Origin of the sequence: Gordonia sp. OPL2, assembly GCF_003797825.1 — a bacterium.
Taxonomy (GTDB): Bacteria; Actinomycetota; Actinomycetes; order Mycobacteriales; family Mycobacteriaceae; genus Gordonia.
The window spans coordinates 41,205-53,808 of the sequence record NZ_RKME01000035.1; the positions used below are offsets into that span (position 1 = coordinate 41,205).

Annotated in this window: 11 protein-coding genes; 4 read left to right on the top strand and 7 right to left on the bottom strand. The window is 68.3% G+C overall.

Annotation, left to right across the window (positions count from 1 at the left end; all coding sequences use genetic code 11):
- Positions 1-60 precede the first annotated feature (60 nt).
- Positions 61-693, top strand: a complete 633-nt coding sequence (rplQ, locus tag EEB19_RS23470) for a 50S ribosomal protein L17 (RefSeq protein WP_187589734.1) — start codon at positions 61-63, stop codon at positions 691-693.
- Complete coding sequence (gene truA, locus EEB19_RS23475) at positions 650-1,612, top strand: tRNA pseudouridine(38-40) synthase TruA (protein ID WP_187589735.1); 963 nt, start codon at positions 650-652, stop codon at positions 1,610-1,612. Before rplQ ends, truA begins: the two co-directional genes overlap by 44 nt.
- Here truA and EEB19_RS23480 read toward each other — a convergent pair.
- Genes EEB19_RS23480 through EEB19_RS23490 form a run of 3 tightly spaced genes read right to left on the bottom strand, consistent with a single transcriptional unit; the run spans position 1,609 to position 4,685 of the window.
- Positions 1,609-2,292 carry a TetR/AcrR family transcriptional regulator gene (locus tag EEB19_RS23480; protein ID WP_187589736.1) on the bottom strand — a complete coding sequence of 228 codons (684 nt, stop codon included), beginning with the start codon at positions 2,290-2,292 and terminating at the stop codon, positions 1,609-1,611. The two genes, truA and EEB19_RS23480, sit on opposite strands and share 4 nt — an antisense overlap.
- Positions 2,293-2,337: 45 nt before the next feature.
- Positions 2,338-3,276 (bottom strand): shikimate dehydrogenase, encoded by a 939-nt coding sequence (locus tag EEB19_RS23485; protein ID WP_187589737.1) that lies wholly within the window; start codon positions 3,274-3,276, stop codon positions 2,338-2,340.
- Positions 3,277-3,326: 50 nt separating this feature from the next.
- Positions 3,327-4,685 (bottom strand): MFS transporter, encoded by a 1,359-nt coding sequence (locus EEB19_RS23490; protein ID WP_187589738.1) that lies wholly within the window; start codon positions 4,683-4,685, stop codon positions 3,327-3,329.
- Positions 4,686-4,914: 229 nt separating this feature from the next.
- Between EEB19_RS23490 and EEB19_RS23495 the strand changes: the two genes are divergently transcribed.
- A complete protein-coding gene (locus EEB19_RS23495) occupies positions 4,915-6,900 on the top strand; it encodes a sugar phosphate isomerase/epimerase and 4-hydroxyphenylpyruvate domain-containing protein (RefSeq protein ID WP_187589739.1) in 1,986 nt (661 codons plus the stop codon).
- Between the two features lie 29 nt (positions 6,901-6,929).
- Here the strand turns inward: EEB19_RS23495 and EEB19_RS23500 are convergent, their stop codons facing one another.
- Together EEB19_RS23500 and EEB19_RS23505 are read right to left on the bottom strand one after the other, a co-directional pair.
- Positions 6,930-7,499 carry a TM2 domain-containing protein gene (locus EEB19_RS23500; RefSeq protein ID WP_187589740.1) on the bottom strand — a complete coding sequence of 190 codons (570 nt, stop codon included), beginning with the start codon at positions 7,497-7,499 and terminating at the stop codon, positions 6,930-6,932.
- A gap of 77 nt (positions 7,500-7,576) precedes the next feature.
- Entirely contained in the window at positions 7,577-8,602 is a 1,026-nt protein-coding gene (locus tag EEB19_RS23505) for an alpha/beta fold hydrolase (RefSeq protein WP_262365875.1), read from the bottom strand.
- Between the two features lie 274 nt (positions 8,603-8,876).
- Between EEB19_RS23505 and EEB19_RS23510 the strand changes: the two genes are divergently transcribed.
- Positions 8,877-9,506: a DedA family protein gene (locus tag EEB19_RS23510; protein WP_187589742.1), complete on the top strand. Its 630-nt coding sequence runs from the start codon at positions 8,877-8,879 to the stop codon at positions 9,504-9,506.
- 90 nt (positions 9,507-9,596) lie between these two features.
- On the opposite strand, the gene EEB19_RS23515 is transcribed toward EEB19_RS23510, so the two are convergent.
- Both EEB19_RS23515 and EEB19_RS23520 read right to left on the bottom strand, forming a co-directional pair.
- Positions 9,597-11,144 (bottom strand): MinD/ParA family protein, encoded by a 1,548-nt coding sequence (locus EEB19_RS23515; RefSeq protein ID WP_187589743.1) that lies wholly within the window; start codon positions 11,142-11,144, stop codon positions 9,597-9,599.
- Positions 11,145-11,305: 161 nt separating this feature from the next.
- The gene (locus EEB19_RS23520; RefSeq protein ID WP_187589744.1) at positions 11,306-12,526 is read right to left on the bottom strand and encodes a CaiB/BaiF CoA-transferase family protein; all 1,221 of its coding nucleotides are present in this window, start codon (positions 12,524-12,526) and stop codon (positions 11,306-11,308) included.
- Positions 12,527-12,604 lie beyond the last annotated feature (78 nt).

Consider the following 12,604-nt stretch of genomic DNA (forward strand, 5'->3'; position numbering starts at 1 on the left):
TGTCGCCCAACCCTGACTTCCGCATCACTGCGATCGGGAGTTTCTTCTAGGAGAAGAGAAATGCCCAAGCCCACCAAGGGTGCCCGCCTCGGCGGGTCGGCCAGCCACCAGAAGGCGATGTTGGCGAACCTCGCCACCTCGCTCTTCGAGCACGGCCGGATCACCACCACCGAAGCGAAGGCGAAGCGGCTGCGCCCGTACGCCGAGAAGCTGATCACCCACGCCAAGGCCGGTTCGCTGGCCAATCGGCGTGAGGTGATGAAGGACATCCGTGACAAGGATGTCGTGCACACCCTGTTCGCCGAGATCGGTCCGTTCTTCGCAGACCGTCCGGGCGGCTACACCCGCATCATCAAGACGCTGCCGCGCAAGGGCGACAACGCCCCCATGGCCGTGATCGAGCTGGTGCGCGAGTCGACCGCGTCGAGCGAGGCCAGCCGGGCCACGCGCGTCGCCGCCTCGAAGAAGGCCGCCGAGGACAAGCTCTCGGAGACCGAAGACGTCGTCGCGACCGAGGGTGACACCTCGGCCGCCGACGCGGAGAACCCGGTGCAGGCCGTCGAGGCCGACGCCAGCGACGCTCAGGTCGAGAACGCCGAGGCCGTGGCCGAGGCCGTTGACGACGAGTCCAGCGCGGCGACCGCCCCCGATGCCGAGGCAGCGGGCGCGGACGTCGACGGCGACAAGAAGTAGTCGGCTGAGTTCAGCAGAATCGTCGGAACCCGCCGTCACCGATCCCGGTGACGGCGGGTTCTCTCGTACCGCGGGTGGTTCGTCGGTCCGGCTCCGCCTCGACATCTCCTACGACGGCACCGATTTCGCCGGCTGGGCGCCCCAGATCGGTCAACGGACGGTGTGCGGACTGCTCGACGACACGCTCGGGACGATCCTCCGGGTGCCGGTCCGGCTCACCGTCGCCGGGCGCACGGATGCCGGGGTCCATGCGACCGGGCAGGTCGCGCACACCGACATCCCCGCGTCGTCGCTGGACACGCGATCGATCGACGGGGATCCATCGCGTCTGGTCGGCCGGCTGGCGAAGATGCTGCCCGACGATGTGCGGGTCCGACGGATCGCCGCCGTGAGTGCGGACTTCGATGCGCGCTTCTCGGCGCTCCGGCGCCACTACGTCTACCGTCTGACCGACACGGTGTGGGGCGCCGAACCGATCGTCGCCCGCACGACGGCGACCTGGCGTCGGCCACTCGACGTCGACGCGATGAACGATGCCGCACGCTCCCTGATCGGTCTCAACGACTTCGCGGCGTTCTGCCGACGGCGGGAGGGCGCGACGACGATTCGGGACCTGCAGCGCTTCGAATGGATCGCCGATCCCGAGGGGGTCCTGATCGGGCGGGTCAGTGCCGATGCCTTCTGCTGGTCGATGGTCCGGTCCCTGGTCGGCGCCGTCGCCAGCGTCGGTGACGGTCGGCGCGACGTCGACTGGTGTCGCGGGCTACTGGCGGAACGGTCGCGCGGCAGCACGGTGCCGGTCGCGGAGGCCAAGGGCCTGTGCCTCGTCGGCGTCGACTATCCGTCCGACGCGGAATTGGCTGCGCGCAACGAGATCACCCGCGACGTGCGGTCACCCAAGGGTTGCTGCGGGGACTAGAGCTCCGGCCTGCCGCTCGGCGGGTCGCCTTCGTCGCCGCCGTCGTCGAGGTCGGTCAGGTAGGCGACGATCATGTCGCCCAACATCTTTCGCTGAGTCGATCGTTGGTCGGCTGCGGTCAGGTCGCGACCGAACAGCGTCTTGAACGTGTAGCGGTTGGCGACCCTGAAGAAGCAGAAGCTGCTGATCGCGAGATGGACGTCGAGTGCGTCGACGTCGGTGCGGAAGATTCCGCGCTCACGCCCGATCTCGAGGATTCGGCCGAGGATGTCCACGGCCGGGCTGCCGAGCTCGTGGACCGCTGTGGCGTTCTTGATGTGCGCACCCTTGAGGATGTTCTCGCCCGCGACGATCCGGATGAAGTCCGGGTTGCGGTCGTGATGATCGAAGGTGATCTCCGCAATTCGCCGGATGGCCGCGACCGGGTCGTCCTCGGACTCGGTGACACGCTGCTCCAGGCGGCGGATCCTGCCGTACGAGGCCTCCAGCACCGCCTGATACAGGCCATCCTTGTCGCCGTAGTAGTAGTAGATCATCCGTTTGGTGGTGTGGGTCTTCGCGGCGATCTCGTCGACCCGCGCGCCCGCGTAGCCTTTGTTGGCGAACTCTTTGGTGGCCACCGCGACGATGTTCGCCCTGGTTCGCTCACTGTCGCGCCGGCGGACTGTCTCGGTGGTCACCCCATGAACTCTATCGTTCGTTCATCGCACGGGTCCGGACGACGATCACGCGCTGCGCGGGACGCCGAGGTCCTCGGCCGCGATCAGCTCGCGGATGTGCTGCGTCATGCGCTCGGCGTCGGGTTCGAGACCGCTGAAGAGCCGAAGTGCGTCGACAGCCTGGTGGACCGCCATGCCGTCGCCGGTGAGGGTCCGTGCGCCGACGGCGCGGGCGGTGGCGATCAATTCGGTCACCACCGGTCGGTACACGACCTCGGCGATCCAGAGATCGGGACGCAGAGTGCCGGCGGAGACGGCCATTCCGGGATGGGCGGCCATCCCCACGGGGGTGGCGTGCACCACTCCGTCGGCCGTGGCGATCGCCGCGTGCGCATCCGCGGTGCTGCCGGAGGTCACCGACGCGGCGCCGAAGATCGCGCCCAGCAGTGTGGCGAGATCCTCCGAACGCCGCGGGTCGGCGTCGACGATGTGCAGGTGCGCCGTGCCGCGGGAGAGCATCGCGTACGCGACCGCGGCACCGGCTCCGCCCGCCCCGAGCTGGATGACCGAGGTCGTGCGCACCGGATCGGCGCTGTCGACGCCGAACCCGAGATCGAAGTTCCGGGCGAAGCCGGACCAGTCGGTGTTGTGCCCGATCCGGCGGCCGTCGGAGAACACGACGGTGTTGACCGCTCCGAGGCGCGCGGCGTCCGGCGACAGATCGTCCAGATGGGCGAGGACGCGTTGCTTGAATGGATGCGTCACGTTCAGCCCCCGCATACCGACGTCCGCCGCGCGGTCGAGCAGACCGCCGAGGTCGAGGTCCGCGGTCCGTGCCGCCGGGACGTCGAACACCAGATAGGCGTAGTCGACACCCTGCTCGGCGGCCTCGCGGTCGTGCATCGGCGGGGTGAGCGACTGCGAGATCCCTTGCCCGACCAGGGCGCACACCATCGCTCCGTCGTCGATCCGGCGGGTGGCGGTGGCGAACTCTGCTGCGAACATGTGCGGTGACTCCTGGTCGGGCCGGGGATCGGGATCGGACGAAATGGTGATCAGGCGGGGCTGCCGTTGAGCACCCGGTGCTCGGCGTCGGTCGCCGGGTCGCGTGGCTTCTCGCCGAGGAGCATCGTGTCGGTCTTGTTGGTCTCGATCGCGGTCGAGGCGGCGGCGGCAGCGATGAGCGAGCAGACGGCGACGACGATGGCGACCGGGACCCAGCCCATCCGGCCCTCGCCGAGGATGGCGGCGGCGACGAGCGGAAGGAAACCGCTGCTCATGAACCCGATCTGCGTGCCGATCGCCACGCCCGAGTACCGGACCCGTGCCGGGAACATCTCGGAGTAGAACGACGGCCAGGTCGCATTCGCCGCCGCGTAGACGACGGACTGGATGATCACGGTGGAGATGAGGATGATCCAGAACGATCCGGTGGTGATCAGGAACAGGTACGGGAAGGCGAGGACCGCGCAACCCAGCGCGGCTCCGATGAACACCGGCTTGCGGCCGATGCGGTCGGCGGCCATTCCCCACAGCGGCTGGCTGAACAGCATGATCAGGTTGGCGACGACGCTGACGAGCAGCATGGAGCTCTTGGTCACCTCGAAGTCGTCGGTCGCGTACTTCAGGGCGAATGTCGAGAACAGGGTGCTCATCACCGAGATCAGGGCGCAGGCGATCACGCGGACCAGGGCCCGCCAGTGGAACCGGAGAAGTGCCAGCAGTGGGATGTCGGAGACACCGTCGGAGTCCTTGACCTTCTCGAAGACGGGTGTCTCGGGCATGGAGCGGCGGATCAGGTAGGCGACGATCATCACGACGGCGCTGAACAGGAACGGGATGCGCCAGCCCCAGCTGAGCAGGATGTCCTCCGGAAGGGCGGCGACGGGGATGAAGACCAGCGTTCCGACCAGCAACCCGGCCTGGGTGCCGTTGAGTGTCCAGCTGGCGTAGAAGGCGCGCTTGCCCGAGTCCGCGTGCTCCACGGTCAGCGAACTCGCACCCGACTGTTCACCCGCGGCCGAGAGGCCCTGCAGCAGACGCAGGGTCACGAGCGCGATCGGCGCGGCGATCCCGATGGTGTGGTAATCGGGCAGGCACCCAATGAGGAAGGTCGCGATACCCATCAGCAGCAGCGTGAAGACGAGCACGCGCTGACGTCCGATCCGGTCACCGAAGTGCCCCAGGATCACCGCACCGACGGGGCGGGCCACGTAGGCGACGCCGAACGTGGCGAAGGCTGCGAGAGTTCCTGCGCCCGAACTGAACTCGGGGAAGAAAATCTTGTTGAACACCAACGCGGATGCGGTGCCGAAGATGAAGAAGTCGTAGTACTCGACCAGGCTGCCCATGAAGCTGGCCAGTGCGGCCTTGCGCGGCGCGGGCGCCGGCAGGTCGTGGTGGGTGGTGGTCATCGGTCCTCCTGATGTGGTGGCCGCCACCACGTAGGCGGCGTGTGACTGAGACTACAAACCGGGTGGCACCACGTCAAGACAACTAACCAGATAGTTCATTGAAACCGCTATTCGTGCACGTCACCGCCTATTCAAAGTTCCCCTCATGTGGTCGGCGATGGACTCGATAATGAACTATTTGGTACATTCGCTGGGCATCGTGTCCCAGATCACCATCGGAGGTTTGACGATGTCCACAGCCTCGACCTCGACGGCCGCGTCCCCGTTCCCCGTGGCGGGCACCGACGGTCTTCCGCGGACCTCGATCGCGACGGTGTGTCTGTCGGGGACTCTCGACGAGAAGCTCGACGCCGCTGCCGCCGCCGGCTTCGACGGCGTCGAGATCTTCGAGCCCGACCTCGTCGCGGAGCCGTCCGGACCCGCCGAGATCGCCCGCGCCGCGCAACGGCGGGGGCTGTCGGTCGATCTGTATCAGCCCTTCCGGGACCTCGACAGCATCGACGAGGACCGCTTCGAGCGGAATCTCGTGCGGTTGGACCGCAAGTTCGACCTGATGGACGAACTCGAGTGCGATCTGCTCCTGGTCTGTTCGTCCCCGCTGGCGGGCGCGGTCACCGACGACGTGCGACTCGGGGAGCAGCTCGCCCGCGCCGCGGAGCGGGCCGAGACGCGGGGCAAACGGCTCGCCTATGAGGCGCTGGCCTGGGGCACCCACGTCAACGATTACCGCCATGCGGCCGAACTCGTTGCCGCGGTGGGAAACCCTGCGCTCGGCACCTGTCTGGACAGCTTCCACGTGCTGTCCCGCGGCGACGATCCGTCGGCCATCGCGAACCTCCCGGCGGAATCCATCTTCTTCCTGCAGCTCGCCGATGCGCCGACGATGCGCATGGACATCCTCCAGTGGAGTCGGCACCACCGCTGCCTACCCGGTCAGGGCAACTTCGATCTGGGGGGGTTCATCCGGGCGGTCATCGCATCCGGCTACCGCGGTCCGTGGTCGCTCGAGGTGTTCAGCGACATCTATCGCCACGCGGATCCCGGACGGACGGCGCGCGACGCGCACCGGTCGTTGCGCTACCTCGCCGAACTCGGTGCAGGCGAGGGTGATCCGGCGGGCCTCGCCACACCGATCGGCTCGCGATCGGTCGCGTCACGGCCGGGCCTGGCAGCCGGTGACGTCGTCTCGGTGCGCGTGGCCGCCGGCCCGGTGATGGCGCCGAAGGTTGCAGAGACCCTGTCCCACATCGGCTTCGATCTCCAGGGTGTCGACAGCGTGACCGGACTCCGGTTGTACCGGGACGCCGACCTCGCCGTCGTGGTCGATGCCACCGCCGGCACCGTGTGGACGGCGCCCGGTGTGCCCGCCGACATGCCGACCATCGCGCAGATAGGTCTGCGCAGTGACGCGCCCCTGGCCTGGGCCGAGCGTGCCGCGGCGTTCGACGTGCCGGTGGCAGCGGTGTCGGCGCCGGGTAGCCCCGACGGATCATCCGTGGCCGACGAGGTGGTCCGGCTCGAGGTGACCGACACCCTGGCCATCGACCTGCGTGCGACCGCATCCGCCGGGGGTTGGCAGCAGCGATTCGACCTCGTGCCCCGTCGACCCGAGGTGCCGTCGAGCCTGTTCACCGAGGTCGATCACGTCGGCATCGGGATCGCCAACGCCGAGTGGGAGGGCGCCATGTTGTTGTTGCGGTCGGTGTTCGGAATGCGTGTCGACGACGGCCTCGACGTCCCGGACGCCGTCGGCACGATGCGTAGTCAGGCACTGACACTGCCCACCGCCTCGGGCTCGGCGGTCCGGGTCGTCGCGTCGATGGTCCCGACCCAGCTCGATGCGCATGGTCCGCTGCGTCGACGGGGTGGGCTGACCCATGCGGCGTTCGGTTGTGACGACATCGTCGTCGCGGCACGGGAGTGTCGCGCGCGGGGCCTGCGCGCTCTGCCGATCCCCGACAACTACTACGACGACCTGCGCGCCCGGTATGACCTGTCCGACGCGGTCGTCGAGGAGATGCGAGAGCTCGACATCCTCTACGACGCCGACGGCCACGGCGGTGAGTTCTTCCACTTCTTCACACCGACCATCGGCGAGGACCTGTTCTTCGAGATCGTCGACCGTCGGAACGGCTATCGCGGATACGGAGAGGTCAACTCGCCCGTGCGGGTGGCTGCCGAACTGCACCGTCGGGCGGGCCAGACCGCCACGTGAGGAACCGACGGCACGGCTGTCACCGGGGGTCAGGACCGAAGCGGCAGCCCGTTGCGGTCGCGCACGCTCCCGGTGAGCATCATGATGCCGTCGATCAACGCCCAGAGTCCGACGCCCATCAAGATGAACAGACCGACGATGAACACCACCGTGATCCAGCCGAGAATGGTCAGGCCGAGCTGGATTCCACCGGTCTGGTTGTCGCCCAGGTAGAAACGACCCACACCGAACGTGCCGAGAAAGATCTGCAGGAGTCCGGCGACGATCTTGGACTTGTCCGAGTAGGGCAGCCCCGACATCGGATCGCGCCCGAAGGGTGCCGAGGGATCCATTCCCGGTGCCCCACCGTACGGATTGCCGTAGTTGGCATAGGGCTGGCCACCGTAGGGCTGGTTGACATAGGGCTGGCCACCGTAGGGCTGGCCGCCCTGGGGCACCCCGTAGGGCTGACCGGTCGGGCCGTACCCGGCGGGGTTGCCGTAGGGATCGCCGTACGGATTCGGCTGCGAGTAGGGAGTCGCCTGACCGTATGGATCACCGGACGTGCCTGCGCGGGGGTCGCGGTACGGATCGTCGGAGGAGTGGCCGGGATAGCTCATCGGCACATCATCGCACGATCACCTGTCGTACCGCGGCACACGTCATACGGCCGGATGACCGGCTGGATTCGCCGCGATCAGGTCGCGCTGCGGCCGTCCTCGATCGCCTCCAGCACGGCCTCGACCGTCTCGTCGTCTCCGACGAACTCCTCGGGACGCTGTCCTTCGCTCATCAGGTGACGCCAGTTGACGGGGTCAAACACCACCGCGTCGTGTCGGTCGATGAAGTCGATGACGAGTTTGGCGAATCTCTCCGGATCGGATCGGAAGGGGAAATGGCCACAGCCCGTGAAGGTTTCGAGTTCGGAATGTGGGATCGCCGAATGGGCGAGCAGCGCGTGCTGGTAGGGGATCACGGTGTCCTCGTCACCCCAGATCAACAGCACGGGCAGACGCTCGGTCAGGTAGCACCGATCCATCATGGTGACCACCTGGCCGCGCCAGTCGACCACGGCACGCAAGGTCCGCAGGAACGCCGACGATGCCGTCGGATCGGTCAGGTCGCCGAGGACGCGGACCAGATCCTCGTGGTCGTTGAGCAGCCGGCGTGGCGAGACCGCGTTCGGCACACCGGGGATCCGCGGCGCTGCGGCGAGGGTGCGCGCACCCAGGCGCAGCGCGGGCACGACGCCGGGCAGGCGGAGCATCGTGAGGATCTCATGGGCGACCGGGGTGGAGACGAGACGTAGCGCGGGGTTCACATCACGCGTCACGCCGCCGGCCGCCACCAATACCAGGCGCTCGGCGAACCGTGGGAACTGGTAGCAGAACTGCATGGCCACGCCACCGCCGAGGGAGTGCCCGACGACGGTCACCTTCGAATGCCCCAGCACGACCAGCAGGTCGCGCATCCCGTTGGCGAAGGCCGGGACCGAGTAGTCGGCGCGGGGTTTGTCGGACAGGCCGTGACCCAGCAGGTCGGGCGCGATGACCGTGTAGTGCTGTGCCAGCGTGGGAATCACCTCGTCCCAGGTGGACGAGTTGTCGCCGATGCCGTGGATCAGCAACAGCGCGGGCCCGCTCCCGGCGATGCGGTAGGCCCGACGATATCCGTGGATCGTGTGATATTCGATGCGGACGTCGGTGTCGAGAACCGGGCGCAACGATGGGGCCTTCGGCGACGTCGCACGCGGTCGCCCGCGGACGCCCCCGGAGGGCGGGTGAGTGGTTCCGGACACGGTGGCTCCTCGTGCATTCACGTCTCTGGTGCGCGCTCGTCTCGCGGTGCTGCCGCGGCGGCGTCCTGACCCCCGAGTAAACCCTACGTTGGCACATTCTGCCCAGGATGTTGCATCGAGTTAACGTCGGTTGAACGCTGGTGCGCGGTCTGCCGTCGCAGCGGTCGGGTGGGATGCCTGCCTGACTAGGCTGGAGGCGATGAATCCGTTCGATGTCGACAGCTTCCTGGCCACCGGCGGGCTGATCGGTCTCTGCGTTCTGATCTTCGTCGAGACGGGGCTGCTGATCGGCTTCGTCTTTCCCGGTGACTCGGTCCTGTTCACCGCGGGCGTGCTTGCTGCGCAACCGGATCCGTTTGCGCCATGGTGGCTCCTGTGCCTCGCGGTTCCGGCCGCGGCGATCATCGGCGATCAGCTGGGCTATCTCATCGGCCGACGCCTGGGGTCGGGTGTGGTCGAGGGGCGGGTCATGCGGATGATCGGTCCGGAGCCCCTGGCGAAGACGCATCGGTACTTCGAGCGATTCGGTGCCGCGACGGTGTTCTTCGCCCGGTTCATCGGGATCGTGCGGACCCTGACGCCGGTCGTCGCCGGCTTCACCGGCATGTCCTATCGGGTGTTCACGCTGTTCAGCGTTCTCGGCAGTATCGCCTGGGCGGCAGGGCTGATCATGCTCGGATACTGGCTCGGCCAGGTGGCGATCATCCGCGATCACCTCGAGTTGTTCATCATCGCGTCGGTGCTGACGGTCGTGGTCCCGACTGCGATCCACTTCGGGCGCCGGTGGCGTGCGACGCGGTCGGTGCCCGACGACGATCCGGCCGCATGACAAGGACCGAGTCCCGGCGACCGGTGATCAGATGATGGCGACCGTATCGCTGACCGTCACGTTCCCCGTCATCCACATGCGATCCGCGAGCTACTGGTAGAACGGCTCGTCGCGGTCGGATCCCGACGAGAAGTCGTCGGCGATCGTCGCGGCGAGCTCGGCGAACGCCCGACGGGTGTTCTTGCCGACCAGTTCGAGGTCGACGTCGGCGCCTTCGGAGAGATGATCGTCGAACGGGATCTTGTGCACGGCCCGGCATCGGGTGAGGAAGTGCTGGCCGAGCTGATCGGTGTCGATCGTCGACGCGCCGGGCCGGGACGAACTGAGGACCACGACGGCCCGCGACACCAGGTGACCGTAACCGTGGGCCTCCAGCCAGTCGAGGGTTGCGCCCGCGCTGCGCGCACCGTCCATCGCCGGTGAACTGACCAGGATGATCGCGTTCGCCATGTCGAGGACGCCGTTCATCGCCGAGTGACTCAGTCCGGTGCCGCAGTCGGTGATGATGATGTTGTAGAAGCGCTGCAGGATGCGCATGACCCCGCGGTACTCCTCGTCGCTGAACGCCTCGGCCATGGCCGGATCACGTTCGGACGCAAGCACTTCGAGCCGACTCGGCGCCTGCGACGTGTGTGCGCGGACGTCGGAGTACCGGTACACGTTCTCATCGGCCAGCAGATCCCGGACCGTCGAGCGGGTCTGTTGCGGTACCCGCTGGGCGAGGGTGCCAAGATCCGGATTCGCATCCACCGCGATGACGCGATCACCACGCAGAGAGGCGAAGGTCGAGCCCAGACCCACCGTCGTGGTCGTCTTGCCCACGCCGCCCTTGAGGGACAGGACCGCGATCCGGTAGTCGCCGCGGACGGGACGATTGACGCGCTCGAGGAGATGCTTGTACTCGATATCCGCCTGGGATTCACCGGGATTGATCGCACCGGCGGACATGGTGTGCACGGCACGGCGCCAGCCGCGGCTGGGCGCGCGCCGGGCCTTGCGGATCAGCGCCACCTCGTCGAGCGCCGGCCCGGCATGGGGATCCCCGTAGCCGGGGGGAGTCATCGGATAGCCGTTGCCGTACGGCGCGCCCGGGCCCATCGGAGGCGCCATCGGTCCAGGGGCCGGCGGCGGTGCCTGCGTGGGATGCGGCTGTTGGTGCTGCTGCTGCGCAGGTGCGGTCGGGGGCGGACCCGGCTGGTACGGCGGTGCCGGGTACGAGGCCGGAGGGGTGGGGGGTGGCGAGTACGCGGCAGGCGGCGCCTCGAAGGCCTGGTCGACGGCAGGCCGTGGTCCCATCGGGTGCGGCGGGCGTGCTGGCTCGCTGTTCGCGCCGGTGCTGGTGGGCCCGGTGCTGGTCGGACCGCTTGCCGGACCGGTGCCGGTGGGATCGCCACTGCCCGGCGCGAAAGGCTGGGCGGGCGCGGGTGGCCCGGTGAGGTCGGCACGCGAGACCCCGGGCGGAGGCGGACTGGGTTGTGTCCGTTCCGGATGCGGGCCGGTCGTCGGAGACGGACGCTGTTCACGCGACGGCGGTGCGGACTCGGGCGCCTCGAGCGACTCCGGATCGGCGAACTGGAGCCACGGCGGGGGCGCCGGCACGCCGGAATTGTCGAAACTCCCGGAGTTGTCGTACGTCATTCGGATGAATCCCCCTGTGAACGGTTCGATGGTGTGAATTCCATCGTTCGCGGAGAGTCTACCGAAGACGGGTCGGTCCGCTGCATGGCGTCAACGGTCGCCCGAGCGGCTGACCAGCCACGTTGCCGACTTCGTCGCGTCGGTCACCCAGGGTCATCGGTTCAGATGACCCGCTGCTCGATCAGGGACGACATGGTGGCGTCGTCGACGCCGAGCAGGCCCCGGTAGATCTCGTCGTTGTGGGAGCCGGGGCGGGGAGGGCCGGCCGACCGGACATGGCCGGGTGACTCCGACAGTTTCGGCACGATCCCCGGTCCGAGCACATCCCGGCCGAGTCGCTCGTCGTGGTGCGGCACGAGCATGTCGCGTGCGAGTATCTGTGGATCGCGGACCACCTCGGCGACGGTGTTGACCGGACCGACGACCACACCGGCCGCGCCGAGGATCTCGATCAGTTCGTCACTGCTGTGGGCGATCGCCCAGTCCGCGATGATGCCGTCGAGCTCGTCCTGGTTCTCCCCGCGCGCCCGGTGGTCGGCGAACCGCGGGTCCGTCGCGAGGTCGGGCCGGTTCATGGCCCCGCAGAGCCTGCGGAAGACCGTGTCCTGGTTCGCCGCGATCACCAGTCGCAAGCCGTCGGAGGCGAGATACAGGTTCGACGGCGCGATCCCGTCGAGACGGGTGCCCGACGGTCCGCGGACCACCCCGCCGAGGTCGTAGTCGGCGATCGTGGACTCCTGGACGGCCAGACACGCCTCGGTCAGGGCGGTGTCGACGACCTGGCCGCGGCCGGTCACCGTGCGCCGGTGCAACGCCGCGAGGGCGCCCTGGACCGCGAACATGCCGGCGAGGGTGTCGCCGAGCGACAGCGCGAGCCGTGGCGGTGCCTCACCCGGATAGCCGTTGAGGTAGCGCAGACCGCTCTCGGCCTCGGCGACCGAGGCGTATCCGGCACGACCCGCCGCCGGCCCGGTCTGGCCGTAGCCGGACACCCGCACCAGGATCAGGCCCGGATTCCGTCCGGCCAGTACGTCGTAGCCGAGATCCCAGCGTTCGAGGGTGCCCGGGCGGAAGTTCTCGACGATGACGTCGGCATGGTCGACCAGTCGCAGGAACAGGTCGCGCCCGGCCGGTGCCCGCAGGTCGAGAGTGATGGCCTTCTTGTTGCGCGCGTGGACCGTCCAGTAGACCCGCTCGCCGTCCGCCTCGGCCTGACCCCAGGTGCGGATCGGGTCCGGGGCACCGGGCGCCTCGATCTTGATGACCTCGGCGCCCATGTCGCCGAGCAGCCGGCCCGCGAACGGACCCGCGATCAGCGTGCCCAGCTCGAGGACGCGGAGACCGTCCAGTGCTCCCTGCGGAGAAACCTCGGAGTGCGTCACCTTGTCAGCATCGCCGATGCCCGGCCGTGGGTGGTGCCCGGGTGCCGAATGGCGTCGGGGCCCGACGGGGTGCGGGGT